Origin of the sequence: Skermania sp. ID1734 (genome assembly GCF_007489285.1) — a bacterium.
In the GTDB taxonomy this organism is placed as follows: domain Bacteria; phylum Actinomycetota; class Actinomycetes; order Mycobacteriales; family Mycobacteriaceae; genus ID1734.
The window spans coordinates 133,974-153,452 of the sequence record NZ_VLIY01000001.1 but is presented as its reverse complement, the minus strand read 5'-3'; the positions used below and the strand labels follow the sequence as shown (position 1 = coordinate 153,452).

Below are 19,479 nucleotides of genomic sequence, written 5' to 3'. Positions count from 1 at the left end.
TGCGTGTTGCTGGCCTCGCTGAATCCGTTGTCGGTGGCGCGCGGCACCGACATTCCGAACGCCGCCACGATCGATGGGGTGACGCTGTCCCGCAGCGACGTTCTCGGTGCCGCGACGGCCGTGGCGGAACGAATCGCCCGCGCCGATCGCCTCGCGGTGCTGGCCCGACCGACCGCCGCGACCGTCATCGCGGTCACCGGCTGCCTGATCGCGGGCGTCACGGTCGTCCCGGTGCCGCCCGATTCAGGACCGGCGGAACTCGCGCACATTCTCGGCGATTCCGGTGCCCAGGCGTGGCTTGGTGAGGCTCCGCCCGGCTCGGAGCTGCCGGCGATCCCGGTGCGGCTGCACGCCCGGTCGTGGCACAGCTACCCGGAACCGGCCGACGACGCGACGGCTTTCATCCTTTACACCTCCGGCACTACCGGCCCGCCCAAGGGCGTGTTGTTGAGTCGTCGGGCCATCGCGGCCGGCCTTGATTCGCTGGCTCAGGCGTGGCAGTGGACTGCCGATGACGTACTGGTGCACGGACTGCCGCTCTTTCACGTGCACGGACTGATCCTCGGTGTGCTCGGCGCACTGCGGGTGGGTAGTCCGTTAATTCACACCGGTAAGCCGACGCCGCAGGTCTACGCCGCCGCGGGCGGCAGCCTCTACTTCGGCGTGCCGACGGTGTGGTCGCGGGTAGTGGAGGACCCGGCGTCGGCGCAGGCCCTGCGGTCGGCGCGGCTGCTGGTTTCGGGCAGTGCGCCGCTGCCCGTGCCCGTGTTCGAGCGGTTGGCCGAGCTCACCGGGCAGCCGCCGGTCGAGCGCTACGGCATGAGCGAAACCTTGATCACGCTGTCCACTCGTTTCGACGGCGAACGGCGTCCGGGCTGGGTAGGCCTGCCGCTGGCGGGCGTGCAGACCCGGCTTCGCGACGAGCGCGGCGGCCAAGTGGCGCATGACGGTGAGGCGGTGGGCGGCTTGGAAGTTCGTGCGCCGACGCTGTTCGACGGCTACCTCAACCGGCCGGACGCGACCGCGCAATCGCAGACACCCGACGGCTGGTTCATCACCGGCGATGTGGCGGTGATTGACCGTGATGGCTTCCACCGGATCGTCGGCCGGGCGTCGACCGACCTGATCAAGTCCGGTGGATACCGGATCGGCGCGGGCGAGGTGGAAACGGCCTTGCTGGGCCACCCCGCGGTGGCCGAGGTGGCGGTGGTTGGCATTGCCGACGACGACCTCGGGCAGCGAATCGTGGGATATGTGGTTGCCCGCGAAACGGTTTCCGAGACCGACCTCATCGAGCACGTGGCCACTCAGTTGTCGGCGCACAAGCGTCCACGCGAGATCCGGTTCGTCGATTCGCTGCCGCGGAATGCGATGGGCAAGGTGCAAAAACGTCAGCTCGGGTAGCCGCCGGCGTACGGTGGGCCGCATGGCAGCTGACAGCACCGATCCACTTGCCCAGGTGTTTGCCGAGCACCGCATCGCGGCGCTGGTAACTCTGAAACGTGATGGGCGACCGCAGATTTCCAACATCATGTACCTGTATCGCCCGGACGAGCGGGTGTTCGAGATTTCGGTGACCGACAGCCGGGCCAAGACCCGCAACGCCCGCCGCGACCCGCGAGTGAGTTTGCATGTCAACGCCAATGACGGCTGGGGATACGCGGTGGCCGAGGGGCTTGCGGAGCTTTCGCCGGTTGCACAATCACCTGATGACGCCACCGTCGATGCGCTCGTCGAGCAATACCGGGCGCTGAACGGGGAACATCCCAACTGGGACGAGTTCCGCGCCGCCATGGTGGCAGATGGCCGGTTGCTGATGAAGGTCGTGGTCGAGCGGTTCTACGGACTGGCGCGCTAATCCCGAAACATCGGCGGCCGCTTTTCTTTTCGCGCCGCCACCGCTTCTTCGAAGTTCTCGGTGAGCAGGCGAATGAGCAATTGGCCCAGGCCCTCGGCGTGCATGTGCGCCTCGAGCGAACCCGCGTCTAGGCCCGCCCACAGCGTCCGTTTGGTCAACTCGATGCCCGGGCGGGAGAACGTCGCCATCTGCGCGGCCAACTCCACGCACTCGTCGAGCAGCGCATCATCGGGCACGCAGCGCGATACCAGTCCGATTCGCTCCGCCTCGGCGGCGGAGACGTCGCGTCCGGTCAGCATGATTTCGAACGCGCGCGACGTGCCGATGGCACGCGGGAGCAGGTAGCTCAGTCCCAACTCGCTCGCGGTCAGCCCGTTGTTGATGCCGGCTGCGCGGAAGTAGGCGCTTTCGCCAGCGATGCGCACGTCGGTGGCCAGCGCCAGGCACAGCCCGCCGCCGATTGCCGCGCCATTGATGGCGCTGATCACCGGTTGATGCATTCGCCGCAGCGTCAGGATCACGGTGTCGAGCATCTCCATGGCGCGCAATGCCACGGTCGGCCGGGTGAGGCCGTCCACGCGACCCGGACTGCCCGCCGAAACCTGGTCCGCACCCGAGGAGAACCCGCGGCCCGCTCCAGTGAGCACCACGGCCCGAACGTCGTTGTCGTCGCTGATTTCGGTGAGTGCGTCGCGCAGTGGCCGCATGACGTCGAACGCCATGGCGTTCATGCGTTCTGGGCGGTTGAGCGTCACCAGCGCGACGTGCGGCCGTGGACGATCAACGAGGATGAACTCTCCCCGGCGGTGTACCATCCAGTCATCTTAGAACACGTTCTAGTTTGGAGGTCGGGCAATGGGGCGGTTCGACCGCGCTGAGGTATTCGAAGCGTTACGTGACTACGAGGCCAACGTGGCGCGCTGTTCGACGACCGGAGACTGGACCGGCTTTCCGGACCGGCTCACCGAGGATGTCGAATACATCGAGCATGCCTATGGCACCTTTGTCGGCCGAGATGCGGTGCGGGAGTGGATTGTCGAGGTCATGGCGCCTTTTCCGCACATGCGTATCGAGCAGAACTGGGTGGCCTACGACGAGGCGAACGACGCGGTGGTGTTCGAGGTCGACAACATCCTCGATGACCCAGGTGCGGGCGGCGCCGAGTTCGCCTTTCCCAACATCACCCGCCTGGTCTACGGCGGCGACGGACTGTTCAAGTCGCAGGAAGACATCTACAACCCGGCCCGCGACGCCGGCCGGGTGATCGGTGCATGGGTGCGAGCGGGTGGGAAACTGGCGGCCCGCCCGGCCGTCATGAAGTGGGCGTAGATATCTGGCTTGTGCGTGAATTTTCACCGCCCGCGGTGAAAATTCACGCACAAGCCAGGTGATCAGTTTTTGTGCAGGTCGGCGTTCAACTCGATGCCGGTGCCGTCGCGGGAGACCACCTCGACCGCGCCACTGACCGAGTTGCGCCGGTAGAGCAGGTTGTTGACGCCGCTGAGGTCGGCGGCCTTGATTACCTCGCCGTCCGGACCGGTGACCTTGGTGCCGGCGGTCACGTACAACCCGGCCTCCACCACGCAGTCGTCGCCCAGCGAGATGCCGATGCCGGCGTTCGCACCGAGCAGGCAGCCTTTACCGATCGAGATGATCTGCTTGCCACCGCCGGACAGCGTGCCCATGATCGAGGCACCACCGCCGATGTCGCTGCCGTCGCCGACCACCACGCCAGCCGAGATGCGGCCCTCGACCATGGAGTGGCCGAGCGTGCCCGCGTTGTAGTTGACAAAACCTTCGTGCATCACCGTCGTGCCCTCGGCGAGGTGGGCGCCGAGGCGCACGCGGTCCGCGTCGGCAATCCGAACACCCGACGGCAGCACGTAGTCGACCATCCGCGGGAACTTGTCGACACCGTAAACGGTCACCGGCCCGCGCGCCTTCAGCCGGGCCCGCGCCTGCTCGAACCCGGCCACCGCAGCCGGGCCGTGATTGGTCCAGACGACGTTGGTGAGCAACCCGAAAATGCCGTCGAGGTTGCACCCGTGCGGGCGCACGAGTCGATGCGAGAGCAAATGCAGGCGCAGGTATACGTCGTGGGCATCGATCGGCGGCTTGGCCAGGTCACCGATGGTGGTGCGCACCGCGACCACCTCCACGCCGCGGGCCTTGTCCGGACCGACGAGCTCGGCGAATTCGGCGGGCACCTCGGCCACCCGATCGGTACCGCTCTCGGTGAAATCGCCCAGCTCAGGGGCCGGATACCAGGTGTCCAAAACGGTTCCGTCCGAGGTGACGTTTGCGATGCCTACCGCTGCTGCGCCGAGTGTGCTCACGTCTGCCGAGCCTACTGGGTGCGATGCTGAGGCTGTGACACCACTTCTCGCCTCGGTCCTTCGCTCCGCTCCTCGCTGCGCTGCGATGCTCACGAAGGGCCTCGGCTCATGCAGCTAGACCTCACCGCCGACCCCGTCGACCTCACCGCCGCATTAGTCGACATCCCGAGCGTCTCCCGCGACGAGCAGGTGATCGCCGACGCAGTGGAGTCGGCGCTGCGCGAGCAGACTGGTCTCGAGGTGATCCGCAACGGCAATGCGGTGTTGGCCCGGACCAACCTGGGCCGCGGCAGCCGCGTCATGTTGGCCGGGCATTTGGATACGGTCCCGATCGCCGACAACGTGCCTTCGCGTCGCGACGGCGACGTGCTGCACGGTTGCGGCACCGTCGACATGAAGTCCGGCGACGCGGTGTTTTTGCACCTTGCCGCCAGCATCGCCGAGCCGGTTCACGACCTGACGTTGATCTTCTACGACTGCGAGGAAATCGCCTCGGAATTCAACGGTCTCGGCCGGATCGAACGGGAACTGCCCGAGTGGCTGACGGCCGACCTCGCGGTGCTTGGTGAACCCACGGGCGGCTACATCGAAGCCGGTTGTCAGGGCACGCTGCGCGCGCGATTGACCGCGACCGGCGTCCGCGCCCATTCGGCACGGTCGTGGCTGGGCGACAACGCGATTCACAAGCTCGGCGCCGTGTTGGACCGGCTCGCCAGCTACTCGCCGCGATCGGTCGACATCGACGGGTGCGGTTACCGCGAGGGATTGTCGGCCGTGCGGATCGAGGGCGGGGTCGCGGGCAACGTGGTGCCCGATGCCGCTGCGGTGGACGTCAACTTCCGTTTCGCCCCGGACAGAGCCGTCGACCAGGCGATCGCACATGTCCGGGAGGTGTTCGACGGGCTCGACGTGGGATTCGAGATCACCGACTCCGCCGCTGGCGCCTTGCCGGGATTGTCGGCCCCGGCCGCGCAAAGCCTGATTACCGCAGCGGGCGGTCAGGTGCGGGCCAAGTACGGATGGACCGACGTCTCCCGATTCGCCGCACTCGGCGTTCCCGCCGTCAACTACGGACCCGGCGACCCGAACTTGGCGCACAAGCGCGACGAACGGGTGCCGGTCGCGCAGATCACCGAGGTCGCCGCGGTGCTGGGCGGATACCTGCGAGGTGCGCCGCTGCACACCGCTGAGTCGATAACCTAACCGCCATGTCAGCCGAAGACTCCGCCAGACGGGCCGCCGAGCAGGCCACTGGCGAGGACACCTCCGCGCGGCCGGTGCGCAATTCGACCTACTACCGCGGGTCGCTCCTGCTTCGCCGCGACCGTGACCGCGAGTCGACCATGGCCGATCAGCGCCTGCTCGACGAGCGCGGTCGCGGGGACTGGGTGCACACCGATCCCTGGCGGGTGTTGCGGATCCAGAGCGAGTTCGTGGAGGGTTTCAACGCGCTGGCCGAAATACCTTCGGCAGTCACGGTTTTCGGCTCGGCGCGGACGCCGGTGGACAGCGCCGACTACCGCGCGGGCCGTGCCATAGGTGCCGCGTTGGCCAAGGCGGGGTTCGCGGTGATCACCGGCGGCGGGCCGGGCGCGATGGAGGCGGCCAATCGCGGCGCCTGCGAGTCCGGTGGCTTCTCGGTGGGGCTGAACATCGAGTTGCCGTTCGAGCAGGGGCTCAACGAGTGGGTGGACCTCGGCATCAACTTCCGCTACTTCTTCGCGCGAAAGACCATGTTCGTCAAGTATTCCCAGGCGTTCGTGTGCCTGCCGGGAGGCTTCGGCACCCTCGATGAGCTCTTCGAGGCGCTCACCCTCGTGCAGACCGGCAAGATCACCCGATTCCCGATCATCCTGTTCGGCACCGAGTACTGGAAGGGCCTGCTCGACTGGATCAAGGGTTCGTTGCTGCCCACGGGCAAGATCTCCCCGCCGGACGTCGAATTGCTCAATGTCACCGACAGCGTCGACGAAGTCGTTCGCATCATTACGGAGTCGCGCCAGTGAAGCCGAACCGTGCGCTGGCGGTATGCGTGTATTGCGCGTCGGGCACCCAACGCCAGGAATACCTTGACCTTGCCGCCGAGGTGGGAACCGAAATCGGCCGTCGCGGCTGGCACTTGGTGTCCGGCGGCGGCAATGTCTCGATGATGGGGGTGGTCGCGCGTTCGGCGCGGGACGCCGGTGCGCACACTGTCGGCGTCATCCCGAAGATGCTGGTCCATCGCGAAGTTGCCGACGTCGATGCCGACGAGCTCATCGTCACCGACACCATGCGGCAGCGCAAACAGATCATGGAAGACCGGGCGGACGCGTTCATCACGCTGCCGGGCGGAATCGGCACGCTCGAAGAGTTTTTCGAAGCGTGGACCGGGGGATACCTCGGTATGCACCGTAAACCGATGGTCATCCTGGACCCATTCGGACACTATCGAGGGCTGCTCGAGTGGATCGATGACCTCGCCGCCAACGGGTTCGTGCGCCCCGAGGCCATGGATATGTTGACGCGGACCAGTACTGTCGCGGCGGCGTTGGATGCCTGCGTTGTGACCGGAAAAGAGGAGTAGTGATGGCGACAAGCGCCCGCCAGAAAATCAGCATCTTCGACCTCGCGCGCCAGCTTCCGTCGATGATCGGCGACCTGCCCGGGATGGCTACCAGCGCGACGGGCCTGCTCACCGGCCCGGACACCAAGAACTCGGTCGGCCTGGTGTTCCAGAAGGCCGCGCACCGCCATCCGAAGCGCCCATTCCTGCGGTTCGAGGGCGAAGCCGTCAGCTACGGCGACGCGAACAAGCTGGTCAACCGCTACGCCGCCGTGCTGACCGAGAAGGGCGTCAAGCGCGGAGACGTCGTCGGCATCCTGATGAAGAACCGGCCCGAGACCATGTTTGTGGTGCTCGCGGCGGTCAAACTGGGCGCCACCGCCGGGCTGCTGAACCACAATCAGCGCGGCAAGGTGCTCGACCACAGCCTCGGCTTGCTCGATAGCCGAGTGCTGGTCACCGGGGCGGAATGTCAGGAGGCCTTGGACTCGCTCGACGGCGAACCACAGGCCGAGGTGGTGCTCGACAGCAAGGACCTGCACAAGGCGGCCGGAAGCGCCGACGACGCCGACCCGCAGGTATGCGAGCAGATCGTCGGCAAGGAGAAGGCGTTCCTGATCTTCACCTCGGGCACCACCGGTTTGCCGAAGGCCAGCGTGATGAGCCATTTGCGCTGGGTCAAGGGCATGTACGGGCTCGGCGGTCTCGGGGTGCGGCTGCACGGGGACGACACCATGTACTGCTGCCTACCGCTCTATCACAACAATGCGCTCACGGTCGCGCTGTCGGCGACCCTGAACGCCGGTGCCACGCTGGGGCTCGGGCGCTCGTTCTCGGCGTCGAAATTCTGGGAAGATGCCGACCGCAACAAGGCCACCGCCGCGGTCTACATCGGCGAGGTCTGCCGGTACCTGCTCAACCAGCCGAAAAAGCCCGATGACGCCAAGCACGGGATTCGGTTGGTGGTGGGCAATGGTCTCCGGCCGGAGATCTGGGACGAGTTCAAGCAGCGTTTCGGCATCGAGCGGATCGTCGAGTTCTACGGAGCCAGCGAGGGCAATATCGCGTTCGTCAACGCGCTCAACGTCGACCGGACGGCGGGCATGTGCCCGCTGCCGTACTCGGTCGTTGAATACGACGACGATTCGGGCGAGCCAAAGCGCAACGACAAGGGCAAGCTGACGCGGGTGGGCAAGGGTGAATCGGGCCTGCTACTGGCGAAGGTCACCGACCGAGCGCCGTTCGACGGGTACACCGACCCGGAAGCCACCGAATCCAAGCTCGTCCGCGACGGCTTCAAGTCCGGCGACGTCTGGTTCAACACCGGAGACTTGGTGCGCAACCAGGGCTGGATGCACATCGCGTTCGTCGACCGGTTGGGCGACACCTTCCGCTGGAAGGGCGAGAACGTGGCGACCACCGAGGTAGAAGGTGTCGTCGGGGCCGACCCGGCGGTCGAGGAGGCGGTCGTTTTCGGTGTCGACGTACCGGGCGCGGACGGCAAGGCAGGCATGGCCGCGATCAAGCTGCGCGAGGGTAAGTCCTTCGACGGGAAGGCGCTGGCGCAGCGGCTTTACGATCAGCTCCCGTCGTATGCGGTACCCCTGTTCATCCGGGTAGTCGACGAACTGGAGCAGACCTCGACCTTCAAGAGCCGCAAGGTCGAGCTGCGCAAGCAGGGCTTCGACGCCGACGCCGAGGGGCAGCTGTACGTGCTCAAGGGCCGCGGCGAGGGCTACCTCGAGGCCTACGACGGATACGTCGACGAGGTGTCGGCCGGGAAGGTGCCGAAGGGTTGACTCGGCGATTCATGCCACCATTGACAACATGACGGTCCCGCTGCCCTTGCCGACGCTGTGCGGCAAACCGGTGGCGACCGATCGCGCGTTGGTCATGGCGATCGTCAACCGAACGCCGGATTCCTTCTACGACCGCGGTGCCACCTTCGCCGACGCGGATGCCATGTCAGCGGTGCATCGGGCGGTCGCCGAAGGTGCCGACATTGTCGACATCGGCGGAGTGAAGGCCGGTCCCGGCCAAACGGTCGACGCCGAGGAGGAAACGCGTCGGGTGGTGCCGTTTGTCGCGGCGATTCGCTCCGCGTACCCGCAGCTGATCATCAGTATCGACACCTGGCGCAGTGAAGTTGCCCGGCGGGCGTGCGCGGCAGGCGCCGACCTGATCAACGACACCTGGGCGGGCGCCGATCCGGAGCTGGTCGAGGTGGCGGCCGAGTTGGGCGTGGGAATCGTGTGCAGCCATACCGGTGGAGCCCAACCGCGGACACGGCCGCATCGGGTGCGTTACGCGGATGTGGTGGCCGAGGTCGTGGCCGAGGTGGTGGCTGCGGCCGAGCGTGCGCATTCGCTGGGTGTGAAGGCCGACGCGATTCTGATCGACCCGACGCACGACTTCGGCAAGAACACCTACCACGGGTTGGCGCTGTTACGGCAGGTCGACGTTCTGGTGAATACCGGCTGGCCCGTGCTGATGGCGCTCAGCAACAAGGACTTCATCGGGGAGACTCTTGGCGTGGAACTGACCGAGCGATTGGAGGGCACGTTGGCGGCAACAGCTTTGGCTGCCGCGGCCGGCGCTCGGGTCTTCCGGGTGCATGAGGTTGCCCATACCCGTCGGGTGGTCGACATGGTCGCTGCCATCCGGGGTACCCGGCAACCCCGACGCACGGTTCGAGGTCTGGCATGACGATCACCGAGATTTGGTCTGAGCTCGACCAACAGGACTGGGTGGCGGCGAATACCTGGGAGCAGCCGGCCTGGACAATTCCGGAGTTGGTGGCCGCCAAGGCGGGCCGTACGGTCTCGGTCGTGTTGCCGGCGCTCAACGAGCAGCTGACGGTGAGTGGGGTGGTGGATTCGATCCATCCGCTGCTCGGCGGCTTGGTGGATGAGCTGGTCGTGCTCGACTCGGGATCGGTGGACGACACCGCTGCCCGCGCCCGTGCCGCCGGCGCAACCGTGATTTCGCGCGAGCAGGCCTTACCGGAGCTTGAACCAGCACCAGGCAAGGGCGAGGTGCTGTGGCGGTCGTTGGCGGCGACAACCGGTGACGTGATCGCATTCATCGATTCCGACCTGATAGATCCTGACCCGTCGTTCGTGCCTCGACTGCTCGGTCCGCTGTTGACGGTCGACGGTATCGAGTTGGTGAAAGGCTATTACCGGCGGCCGCTGCAGAACCGCGGCACGGTGGACCCGGATGGCGGTGGCCGGGTGACGGAGTTGGTGGCCCGGCCGTTGCTCGCCGCGATGCGCCCCGAACTGTCGGGAGTATTGCAACCGCTCGGCGGGGAGTACGCCGGCACGCGCGAATTGCTGTCATCGGTGCCGTTCGCGCCGGGGTACGGCGTCGAGATCGGGCTGCTGCTCGATACTTACGACCGGCTCGGACTCTCTGCAATTGCGCAGGTCAACCTCGGCGTCCGCAAACACCGCAACCGTCCGTTGGCGGATCTTGGCGTGATGAGCCGGCAGATCGTCGGGACGGTGCTAGGCCGCTGCGGGGTCAAGGATTCGGGTGCTGCATTGCTGCAGTTCCCGTTGCGCGGGGATTCGATCGAGCCGGTGCGTACCGATGTGTCGCTCGAGGACCGGCCGCCCATGCGGACACTGCGGCCGTAGGGCCGCGAATTTAGTACTGCGGCCGTAGGGCCGTAGGGCCATTTTTGACCGCCACGTGCGCAACTCGTGTAACAAAACTGGACCCTAGCGACGGGATCCCGTCCCAAGGCGCGAGTTTTGTTCGCACAGTTGCGCCCCGGCCCAGCTCAGACCCGAACTTGTCGGCAGGCCGTGCCAGTATCGAACCATGCTCACGATACTGATGTATGTGGTGATCGTCGGCCTTGTCGCCACGGTCCTGTTCCTGGTCGCCTCAGCGGTGTTCGGTAGGTCGGAGGAGCTGCCGCCGCTGCCGCCGGGCACCACACCCACTGTCCTACCCGCTGCCGATGTCACGGGTGACGACGTCCGTGCCTTGCGCTTTCAGCAAGTCGTGCGCGGCTACAAGGCCAGCGAGGTGGATTGGGCGCTCGCTCGGCTCGCGGCCGAGATAGACACGTTGCGTGGGCAGGTGAGTGAGGCACAGTCGGCCGACCACGGACAGGAATCGCGATGACCGATCCGGATCAGCGGTCGCGCTGTCCGTGGGTGGACGAGTCGACCCTCTACCGCGACTATCACGACTTCGAATGGGGCCGGCCGCTGCATGGCCGCGATGCCCTATATGAGCGGCTATGCCTCGAGGCGTTTCAGTCCGGCCTGTCGTGGCTGACCATCTTGCGCAAGCGGGAGGCGCTGCGTGCAGCATTCGACGGCTTCGATGTCGATCGCGTCGCGGCGTACGGCGCGTCGGATGTGGACCGACTGCTCAATAACCCAGCGATCGTGCGGAATAGCGCCAAGATCAACGCGTGTGTACACAACGCGCGAATTATCGCCGAGTCCGTCGCCGACTTCGACGAGTTGCTGTGGTCGTTCGCGCCGCGATCGGTCACCCGGCCCCGCACCGTCGCCGAGGTACCGGCCATCACTGCGGAGTCGACGGCGATGGCCTCCGAACTCAAGCGCCGCGGATTCAAGTTCATCGGCCCCACCACGGCCTACGCGTTGATGCAGGCAGTCGGCATGGTCGATGATCACCTTGCGGACTGCTGGGTGGCCGTGCCGGCAACGTCCCGGTAAGTCGATTTGCCGGGCGATCTGCACGGCCAACTACCCGCTAGTTCCGGCAATAGGGAAGAATGATGGATCGAGGCTCGTCGCATCGTCGGCGAGTCCCGCAAATTTTGGGTGTGACAACGAAGACGAGCGCTGGCAACGCGGCGGCGCAGAATCTGGAGGGAGCAGAGCATGGCGGCCATGAAACCCCGCACCGGGGACGGTCCCCTCGAGGCAACCAAGGAGGGACGAGGAATCGTCATGCGCGTTCCGCTCGAGGGCGGGGGCCGCTTGGTAGTCGAGCTCACCCCAGAGGAAGCTGCTGCGCTCGGCGACGAGCTCAAGGGCGTCACCGGATAGTTCTTCCATTCCGGCCCCGTGTGCCGCAGCGGCGCACGGGGTCTTTCAACGTGATTTTCCAATGATCGACTCGCCACTGGCCGCGGTAGCAGCACTGCTCGAGTGTCCGGTGTGCCGCAGTTCGATCGATCTTGATTCGGGTGCGTTGCTGTGCGTGCGCGGCCACAGCTTCGACGTGGCCCGGCAGGGCTACGTCAGCCTCTCCGTCGGTGCCCCCAAATTCAGCGGTGACACCGCAGACATGCTCGCGGCCCGCGGCCGATTTCTCGACAGCGGCCACTTCGCTCCGATCACCGCAGCGATTCTCGACGCGACCGGCTCGCCCAGCACGGTGCTCGAAGTGGGAGCGGGGACCGGGCACTACGTCGCGGCGGTACTCGATGCGCGACCTGATGCGGTAGGCATCGGCATCGACGTCGCCAAACCCGCCGGGCGACGCCTGGCCCGTATGCATCCCCGGCTGGCCGCGGTGGTCGCCGACGGGTGGCAACGGTTACCGCTGCGCGACAACAGCATCGACGTGGCGCTGTCGATCTTTGCCCCGCGAAACACCGCGGAGATTCGGCGGGTGCTCACGTCCGAGGGCACTTTCGTCGTCGTCACACCGACTCCACGCCACCTCGCCGAGCTGATTGACCCGCTCGGCATGGTCGCCGTCGACACGAACAAGGCGGCGCGATTGAGCGAGACGATGTCGGCCACGTTCGAGCGGTGCGAGCGGCGCCTCATCGAACACGCAGTGCAACTCGACCACGGCGCCGTCGATGACGTGGTCGCGATGGGACCGTCCGCGTTTCATATGAGTCCGGGCGAGCGTGCCGAACGGATAGCGCGGCTGCCGAATCCCGTGACGGTGACCGTATCGGTGGTGCTGCAGACCTATCGACCGCGCATGGCGATCACGTCCGCATAGACGGCGAGGGTTTGTTGCGCGATTTCGGGCCAGCCGAATTCGGCGATCACCCGCTCGCGACCCGCGCGACCCATCGTCGTGGCGACCGAAGCGTCGCAGGCAATCTCGTTGACCGCCTCGGCCAGCTGCTTCTCGAACGCGCGTGGTTCGCGGCTGTTGTAGTGCACGAGGCGTCCGGTGACGCCGTCGGCGACGACTTCCGGAATCCCTCCGACATCCGAGGCAACCACCGCGGTTTCGCAGGCCATCGCTTCGAGGTTCACGATTCCGAGCGGCTCGTACACCGAGGGGCAGACGAAAACGGTTGCTGCGGAGAGGATCTGTCGGACCTGTTCGATCGGCAGCATGTCCCGGATCCAGTGCACGCCGGCGCGGGTCCGGGCGAGCTCGGCGACCGCCTCGGCAACCTCCGCTTCGAGTTCGGCGGTGTCGGGCGCGCCGGCGCACAGCACCAGTTGGATGGCCGGGTCGAAGTCGCGGGCCGCGGCCAGCAGATGGCGCACGCCCTTCTGGCGGGTGATCCGCCCCACGAACGCGACGATCGGGGCGTCGAGGTCGATGCCGAAATGCTCGACCGCACTTGCTCGTCCGGCGGCGGGCGGACCAGGGTGCCAGACGTCAGTGTCGATACCGTTGTGCACCACCCGCACCCGAGCAGGATCGATCGCCGGGTAGGCGTCGAGGACGTCGAGGCGCATGCCTTCGCTGACTGCGATGACGGCGTCGGCGAACTCCATCGCGTTGCGCTCCGACCATGACGAGATGCGGTATCCGCCGCCGAGTTGCTCGGCCTTCCACGGTCGGCGCGGCTCGAGCGAGTGGGCGGTGACCACGTGCGGCACGCCATACAAGGCCGCCGCGACGTGTCCGGCGAGTCCGGCGTACCAGGTGTGCGAATGCACCACATCGACACCGCCGGCCGCAGCCGCCATCCGCAATTCGGTGGACAAGGTGCGCAGCGCCGGGTTGGCGTTCATTAACGCCGGGTCCGGCTCGTGTACGTGCACCCCCGGGCGCGGTGCGCCCATGCAATGGACGTCCACCATGCACAACGGCTGCAGATTCGCGACCAATTCGGTGACGTGTACACCGGCGCCGCCGTACACCTCTGGCGGATACTCCCGAGTCATCATCGCCACGCGCACCGGCTAAACGTATCTCCTCCGAGACAATTCGAGCGAGCCGCCTCCTGACCGGACGCCCCGCGCACACGCGCAACTTCGAAAGCGCCCCTTATGGCGGCGGCGCGGGTCGGGCGGATAGGTTGGATTCTGTGAGGAGTCAGCCGCACGTTCTCGGGATCGTGCTCGCCGGAGGAGAGGGAAAGCGGCTGTATCCGCTGACCGCGGACCGGGCGAAGCCAGCAGTTCCATTCGGCGGGGCCTACCGCCTCATCGACTTTGTACTGAGCAATCTGGTGAACGCCGGCTATCTGCGCATTTGCGTACTCACGCAGTACAAATCGCACTCGCTCGACCGCCACATTTCGCAGACCTGGCGGCTGTCCGGATTTTCCGGCGAATACATCACCCCGGTTCCCGCCCAGCAGCGGCTCGGGCCGCGCTGGTACACGGGCAGCGCCGACGCGATCCTGCAGTCGATGAACCTCATCTACGACGAGGACCCCGAGTACATAGTGGTATTCGGCGCGGACCATGTCTACCGCATGGACCCGGAACAGATGGTCGCGCACCACATCGATTCCGGGGCCGGAGTCACGGTCGCCGGCATCCGGGTGCCGCGCAGTTCCGCGTCGGCGTTCGGCTGCATCGACTCCGACGAGTCGGGCCGGATCACGCAATTCCTGGAAAAGCCGATCCATCCGCCGGGCACACCGGACGACCCGAACGTGACGTTCGCCTCGATGGGCAACTATGTGTTCACGACGAAGGTGCTCGTCGACGCTATCCGGGCCGATTCGGAGAACTCCGATTCCGATCACGACATGGGCGGGGACATCATTCCGGCGCTGGTCGCCGCGGGCGAGGCGGGCGTGTACGACTTCAAGGACAACGTCGTTCCCGGCGCTACCGATCGCGATCGCGGCTACTGGCGCGACGTGGGAACAATCGACGCGTTCTACGACGCGCACATGGACCTGGTGTCCGTGCACCCGGTGTTCAACCTGTACAACAAACGCTGGCCGATCCGCGGGGCGTCGGAGAACCACCCGCCGGCCAAGTTCGTCCAGGGTGGGCTGGCTCAGGAGTCGGTGGTCGGCGCCGGCAGCATCCTGTCGGCGGCGACGGTGCGCAACTCGGTATTGAGCTCGAATGTGATCGTCGACGACGGCGCGACGGTTGAGGGCAGCGTCCTCATGCCCGGCGTGCGAATCGGTCGTGGCGCAGTGGTGCGCCGCGCCATCCTCGACAAGAACGTCGTGGTCGGTGAGGGCGAGATCATCGGTGTCGACCTCGAACGCGACCGCGAACGATTCGCCGTCAGCGCCGGCGGTGTGGTCACTATCGGCAAAGGCGTGTGGATCTAACGCCTAGCCCGGGAAGGGCCCGAATCCGGTTCCCATCCACGTCAGCAGGTTGCCAACCCAGTGAACTATGTTTCCCGCCCCGACCAGCGCCCAACCAATCATGACGACCTCCGTTGACTTGCTGCCCAAAAGATGACGGTATGCCGGTTTCGATTCCAGAACAAGGCGGTCTCGGCGCGTCACAGTTCGGCCGCTTCGTGGGCAAACTCAGCGCAAATCGCGTTGCCGAAAGGCGGTAAGCCCCAACGCGAAGACAACCGCGTCGAGCGCGACCAGCCAGGCCAACGGCGCCGCGCTGAAAGCTCCGCCCGGAATCGGTGGAGTATGCGCGAAGGGCACCAGGTCGAGCATCCAATGCGGGAAACCAGAGATCGAACCGAGCAGGAACAGCGCGACAAAGGCCGTCAACACGCCCCACGCCAGCGGCGTCCAACGCGGCGCGAGACCGAACAACGCGACCGTGATCGCCGGCAGCAGCCAGATCGCGGGTAGGCCGACCAGGGCGGCACCGAGCACGTCGGTGATCTTCCCGGCCAGGTCGTGGGCGGCGAGCCCGTAGGCCACCCCGCCCACCAAACCGGCCGTCACCATCATGAGCACCGGTCCGAGCACAGCGAACGCGATGTGGCTTGCGGCCCATCGATTTCGCGCCACCGCAGCGGCGAGAATCGTCTCACCGTGCTGCATCGACTCCTCGCTGTGTAGGCGAAGCGCGGCGGAGATGGCATAGGCCGACGCAGCGACGGCAAGCATCAGATAGCCCAGTCGGACAAAGGAATTCTCCAACGACTGGGTTCCGCCGATGCGGGTGACGAGGTCGCTGATTGTCGACGAGCCGCCGATTTCGTCGGCGATTCCATGCACGACGCTGCCGATCAGCAGGCCGTAGATGCCCAGCCCGACGGTCCAGGCCGCGAGCGTCCCGCGCTGCAATCGCCAAGGCAGTCCCATGGTGCCGCCGAGCGTCGGTCCAGCAGCCGCAGCGCCGGGCCGTTCCGCGATCAAACCGGCGCCGAGGTCGCGTCGGCGCAGGAGCGCGAATGCGACGGTGGTGAGCGCGGTGGTGGTGACCAGATGCAGTACCAGCACCCACCAACGGTCACCCGCGTAGGGCCGCACCTGCAGCGACCAGCCCTGCGGCGACAGCCATGACAGCGACATGCCGTCGGTGGCACCGGAACTGGCGTCACCGATCGCGCGTAACGCATACGTGGCGCCGAGCACCGCGAACGCGATGCCGCGTGCGACCCGGGCGCTGGGGCTCAGTTGCGCCGAGACGGCGGCTACGGCCGTGAACACCAATCCAGCACCGGTGAGCGCGAGTCCGAATGCGAGTGATCCGGCCGGTGGTACGGAGGTGGTGAGCAATCCGGCTGTGCCGATCAGCCCGGTGGCGAGTGATGCGCCGAAACCCAGCATGAGTGCAGCCGTGAGATTCGCGTAGCGTCCGATGGCCGTCGAGTCGACGAGCTCGGCCCGACCGGTTTCCTCTTCGGCCCGGGTATGCCGAATGACGGTGAGGATCACCGCGACACCGATGATCGTGTAGAACATCCCGGCTTTCCAGATGCCGACGGCGCCGAGGCTCGTGTTGTACACCGGCCCATACATGGCCAGTTGGGCCGGGCTGGACATGATCGACGCGGCAAACTGTGCCCGATCCGCCGCTGCTGGATAGATCTTTTCGATGCTGCCGACATAGACGGTGGACAGCGGCACTGAAAGCAGCAGGATCCACAGCGGTGCGATGAAGCGGTCGCGGCGCAGGAACAGCCGGAGCAGTTGGCCGGTGCCGGCGAAATCGTTGCGGCCCCGTACAATTCGGCCACCGACCGGGCGGCGGGTGCCTCGGCTGACACTCGCTTCGCTGCGACGCTGGCTCGCGATCGCCTTCGGGCCGGTGGTCACGCCGTCACCTTCTCCGATGCGTTCGGGTCGATTTGGTAGTGGCGCAGGAACAGTTCCTCCAAGGTCGGCGGTTGGCTGACCAGGCTGCGGACGCCTGCGTCACCAAGCACACGGATGAGCGTGCCGAGGTGCTCACTGTCGACCTGGCAGTGCAGCGTGTGGCCGTCGATCTGGACGTCTGCGACGCCGGGGATTCGGCTGAGATCGCCTGCGTTGCCAAGGAGTTCGGCGGTGATCGACGTGCGGCTGAGATGGCGCATCGAGGCAAGCGAGCCGGTCTCCACGGTCTTACCCGCGCGGATAATGGTGACCCGCTCGCACAGGGCTTCCACCTCGGACAAGATGTGGCTGGACAGCAACACGGTGGCGCCCTGCTCGCGCGCTTCGATGACGCATTCGCGAAAAACCTGCTCCATCAGCGGATCCAGGCCAGATGTCGGTTCATCGAGCAAAAGGAGCCTGGCGTTGGAGGAGAACGCGGACACGAGCGCGACCTTCTGGCGGTTGCCTTTCGAGTAGCTGCGCGCTTTCTTGCGCGGGTCGAGGTCGAAACGCTCGATCAACTCGGCGCGGCGGCGTTGGTCCAGCCCGCCGCGCATCCGGGCCAGCAGGTCGATGGTTTCACCACCCGACAGCGACGGCCACAGCGTGACATCGCCAGGAACATAAGCTATTTCGCGGTGCAGTGGGACAGCATCCGACCACGGATCGCAGCCGAACAAGCGGGCCGTGCCCGACGTGGCACGTAGCGCGCCGAGCAGAATTCGGATCGTGGTGGACTTGCCGGCGCCGTTGGGTCCGAGGAACCCGTGCACCTCATTCTCGGACACCGCAAGATCGAGACCGTCGAGCGCGCGGACATGCCCGAAATTCTTGTGCAGATCTGCCACGTCGATAACGCTCATCTCAATCTCCTTGGCCGGGGCGAGGTGTGGGCTTGTCGAGCAATGTGTCGAGCATCATCGAATCGGTGAGCAACCCCTCGGTGTGAATTTCGAGGGCGGGCAACATCATTTGGTCGGCATACTCCCGCAGTGCTTTTCGGTAGTCGATCCGGCCGCCGGAATCGGCGCGCAGTTGCAGGAAGAGCAGCAGGCCGCCGCCACCGGTCGTGGCGAGGTAACGGGCCCGGGCCGTAGCGTCGCGGCTCGGCCGCAACGTGCCCGCCTCGACCCCTTCGGCCAGGTACTGTTCGGCGTTGGCCACCATCTGCTCGAACAGTGATACCGCCAGTGCGCCACCGGTTTGCAGGCTGCGGACCACATACGCGACCACCGGCGCGAAGCCCTCGATGTCGGCGAGCGCGGCAAGCAGACCGGCCGGCGTCGGATTGCGCAGGGACTCCGACTTGGCTGCGCGGATTGACTCCAGCACGTAAGCGTCGCACTCGGCACGCAGGCCGTCCTTGGAACCGAAGTGGTGGTTGACCAAGCCGGGGGACACACCGGCGGCGGTGGCGATGGCGCGCACGCCGGTGGCGAAACCGCGTTCCCCGAACACCTCGATGGCCGCGTCGCGAATCCGCGCCCGGGTGGTCAGGTCGCCGTCGGCCGCTCGGCCGAGCGTCGTTGAACGCATGTTTAAGATACTAAACACTTGTTCAAAGTGGGCGCAAGAGTGTGCCGCGCGCTGAATTGCGGTGCTGCGGCACTTCGCGGGCGTGCGTGAGCGCAAAAGACCGCGCGGCCCGAGGTGACTACAGCGGGCTCAGTTACGCGACGCGCACAACAACCCGTCGCCCACGGGCACCAAGACCTTGGTCAGCCGATCGTCCTCGGCGATGGCTCGCGCAGCCGAACGGACGGCGAGCGTGACGGGGTCGCGCTGGGCGGCGTCGGTCACTCGGCCGTCGAGCAGCGCATTGTGGAACACGATTAGCCCGCCTTGCCGCAGCAGCCGCACCCCCTGCTCGACGTACATGGGGTGATCGACCGGTGAGCTGTCGATAAACACGAGGTCGTACGCGGAATCAGCGAGCCGGGGCAGTACCTCGAGCGCGCGGCCGTTGATCAGCCGCGTCCGCGAAGACGCGATGTCGGCGGCACGGAAGGCCTCGCGTGCGGCGCGCTGGTGCTCGGGTTCGGGGTCGATGGTGGTCAGCGTGCCGTCCTCGCGCATGCCGTCTAGCAGCCACAAGCCGCTGACACCGGCGCCGGTACCGACCTCTACCACGGCTTTCGCGCCCAGCATCTGCGCAAAGATGCTGAGCATGGCGCCGACCGAGGGTGCCACCGGCTCGGCGCGTAGATCGACCGCGCGTTCGCGCGCGGCAACCAGCACCTCGTCCTCGACGACAGATTCTTCGACGTAGGCAAGCGTTCGCTGTGCATCGATAGCCACGAAACCAAAGGCTATCCTCCGCGGCTGCGGTTATCGGCGAGGCGCGCACTCG

At 66.3% G+C, this 19,479-nt stretch carries 21 protein-coding genes; 14 read left to right on the top strand and 7 right to left on the bottom strand.

What is annotated here, in order from left to right:
* Nucleotides 1-3: 3 nt before the first annotated feature.
* Both FOS14_RS00575 and FOS14_RS00570 read left to right on the top strand, forming a co-directional pair.
* Complete coding sequence (locus FOS14_RS00575) at nucleotides 4-1,404, top strand: acyl-CoA synthetase (protein WP_143768317.1); 1,401 nt, start codon at nucleotides 4-6, stop codon at nucleotides 1,402-1,404.
* 13 nt (nucleotides 1,405-1,417) lie between these two features.
* Nucleotides 1,418-1,858: a PPOX class F420-dependent oxidoreductase gene (locus FOS14_RS00570; RefSeq protein ID WP_370512134.1), complete on the top strand. Its 441-nt coding sequence runs from the start codon at nucleotides 1,418-1,420 to the stop codon at nucleotides 1,856-1,858.
* On the opposite strand, the gene FOS14_RS00565 is transcribed toward FOS14_RS00570, so the two are convergent.
* Entirely contained in the window at nucleotides 1,855-2,673 is an 819-nt protein-coding gene (locus tag FOS14_RS00565) for an enoyl-CoA hydratase (RefSeq protein ID WP_143768315.1), read from the bottom strand. The two genes, FOS14_RS00570 and FOS14_RS00565, sit on opposite strands and share 4 nt — an antisense overlap.
* A gap of 40 nt (nucleotides 2,674-2,713) precedes the next feature.
* Between FOS14_RS00565 and FOS14_RS00560 the strand changes: the two genes are divergently transcribed.
* A complete protein-coding gene (locus FOS14_RS00560; RefSeq protein ID WP_143768314.1) occupies nucleotides 2,714-3,187 on the top strand; it encodes a nuclear transport factor 2 family protein in 474 nt (157 codons plus the stop codon).
* A 62-nt stretch (nucleotides 3,188-3,249) separates the two neighbouring features.
* Here the strand turns inward: FOS14_RS00560 and dapD are convergent, their stop codons facing one another.
* Nucleotides 3,250-4,194, bottom strand: coding sequence for a 2,3,4,5-tetrahydropyridine-2,6-dicarboxylate N-succinyltransferase (gene dapD / locus FOS14_RS00555; protein WP_143768313.1), 945 nt, complete (start codon nucleotides 4,192-4,194; stop codon nucleotides 3,250-3,252).
* 108 nt (nucleotides 4,195-4,302) lie between these two features.
* On the opposite strand from dapD, the gene dapE reads away from it, so the two are divergent.
* From dapE to FOS14_RS00505, 10 genes are all read left to right on the top strand, one after another.
* Nucleotides 4,303-5,397: a succinyl-diaminopimelate desuccinylase gene (dapE, locus tag FOS14_RS00550; protein WP_143768312.1), complete on the top strand. Its 1,095-nt coding sequence runs from the start codon at nucleotides 4,303-4,305 to the stop codon at nucleotides 5,395-5,397.
* Between the two features lie 140 nt (nucleotides 5,398-5,537).
* The gene (locus FOS14_RS00545; RefSeq protein ID WP_255450007.1) at nucleotides 5,538-6,200 is read left to right on the top strand and encodes a TIGR00730 family Rossman fold protein; all 663 of its coding nucleotides are present in this window, start codon (nucleotides 5,538-5,540) and stop codon (nucleotides 6,198-6,200) included.
* Nucleotides 6,197-6,760 (top strand): TIGR00730 family Rossman fold protein, encoded by a 564-nt coding sequence (locus FOS14_RS00540; RefSeq protein WP_143768310.1) that lies wholly within the window; start codon nucleotides 6,197-6,199, stop codon nucleotides 6,758-6,760. The genes FOS14_RS00545 and FOS14_RS00540 overlap by 4 nt, the downstream gene beginning before the upstream one ends.
* A gap of 2 nt (nucleotides 6,761-6,762) precedes the next feature.
* Nucleotides 6,763-8,538 (top strand): long-chain-acyl-CoA synthetase, encoded by a 1,776-nt coding sequence (locus tag FOS14_RS00535; protein WP_143768309.1) that lies wholly within the window; start codon nucleotides 6,763-6,765, stop codon nucleotides 8,536-8,538.
* A gap of 28 nt (nucleotides 8,539-8,566) precedes the next feature.
* Nucleotides 8,567-9,445, top strand: a complete 879-nt coding sequence (folP, locus tag FOS14_RS00530) for a dihydropteroate synthase (protein WP_143768308.1) — start codon at nucleotides 8,567-8,569, stop codon at nucleotides 9,443-9,445.
* Nucleotides 9,442-10,380 carry a glucosyl-3-phosphoglycerate synthase gene (locus FOS14_RS00525; RefSeq protein ID WP_143768307.1) on the top strand — a complete coding sequence of 313 codons (939 nt, stop codon included), beginning with the start codon at nucleotides 9,442-9,444 and terminating at the stop codon, nucleotides 10,378-10,380. Before folP ends, FOS14_RS00525 begins: the two co-directional genes overlap by 4 nt.
* A 187-nt stretch (nucleotides 10,381-10,567) precedes the next feature.
* Nucleotides 10,568-10,876, top strand: coding sequence for a DivIVA domain-containing protein (locus FOS14_RS00520; protein ID WP_143768306.1), 309 nt, complete (start codon nucleotides 10,568-10,570; stop codon nucleotides 10,874-10,876).
* Nucleotides 10,873-11,442, top strand: coding sequence for a DNA-3-methyladenine glycosylase I (locus tag FOS14_RS00515; RefSeq protein WP_143768305.1), 570 nt, complete (start codon nucleotides 10,873-10,875; stop codon nucleotides 11,440-11,442). The genes FOS14_RS00520 and FOS14_RS00515 overlap by 4 nt, the downstream gene beginning before the upstream one ends.
* Before the next feature lie 168 nt (nucleotides 11,443-11,610).
* Nucleotides 11,611-11,778, top strand: coding sequence for a DUF3117 domain-containing protein (locus FOS14_RS00510; protein WP_143768304.1), 168 nt, complete (start codon nucleotides 11,611-11,613; stop codon nucleotides 11,776-11,778).
* A gap of 61 nt (nucleotides 11,779-11,839) precedes the next feature.
* Nucleotides 11,840-12,691, top strand: a complete 852-nt coding sequence (locus FOS14_RS00505) for a putative RNA methyltransferase (protein WP_143768303.1) — start codon at nucleotides 11,840-11,842, stop codon at nucleotides 12,689-12,691.
* Here FOS14_RS00505 and glgA read toward each other — a convergent pair.
* Nucleotides 12,658-13,836: a glycogen synthase gene (glgA, locus tag FOS14_RS00500; RefSeq protein ID WP_143768302.1), complete on the bottom strand. Its 1,179-nt coding sequence runs from the start codon at nucleotides 13,834-13,836 to the stop codon at nucleotides 12,658-12,660. The genes FOS14_RS00505 and glgA overlap by 34 nt on opposite strands.
* A 128-nt stretch (nucleotides 13,837-13,964) precedes the next feature.
* Between glgA and glgC the strand changes: the two genes are divergently transcribed.
* Nucleotides 13,965-15,179, top strand: a complete 1,215-nt coding sequence (glgC, locus tag FOS14_RS00495; protein WP_143768301.1) for a glucose-1-phosphate adenylyltransferase — start codon at nucleotides 13,965-13,967, stop codon at nucleotides 15,177-15,179.
* Between the two features lie 207 nt (nucleotides 15,180-15,386).
* On the opposite strand, the gene FOS14_RS00490 is transcribed toward glgC, so the two are convergent.
* The 4 genes from FOS14_RS00490 to FOS14_RS00475 form a co-directional block, all read right to left on the bottom strand.
* On the bottom strand, nucleotides 15,387-17,000 hold the full coding sequence (locus FOS14_RS00490; RefSeq protein ID WP_143768597.1) for an ABC transporter permease: 1,614 nt from the start codon (nucleotides 16,998-17,000) through the stop codon (nucleotides 15,387-15,389).
* An 83-nt stretch (nucleotides 17,001-17,083) separates the two neighbouring features.
* Nucleotides 17,084-17,992: an ABC transporter ATP-binding protein gene (locus FOS14_RS00485; protein ID WP_143768300.1), complete on the bottom strand. Its 909-nt coding sequence runs from the start codon at nucleotides 17,990-17,992 to the stop codon at nucleotides 17,084-17,086.
* Between the two features lies 1 nt (nucleotide 17,993).
* Entirely contained in the window at nucleotides 17,994-18,665 is a 672-nt protein-coding gene (locus FOS14_RS00480; RefSeq protein ID WP_143768299.1) for a TetR/AcrR family transcriptional regulator, read from the bottom strand.
* Nucleotides 18,666-18,794: 129 nt separating this feature from the next.
* Entirely contained in the window at nucleotides 18,795-19,427 is a 633-nt protein-coding gene (locus FOS14_RS00475) for an O-methyltransferase (protein WP_143768298.1), read from the bottom strand.
* Nucleotides 19,428-19,479: the final 52 nt, after the last annotated feature.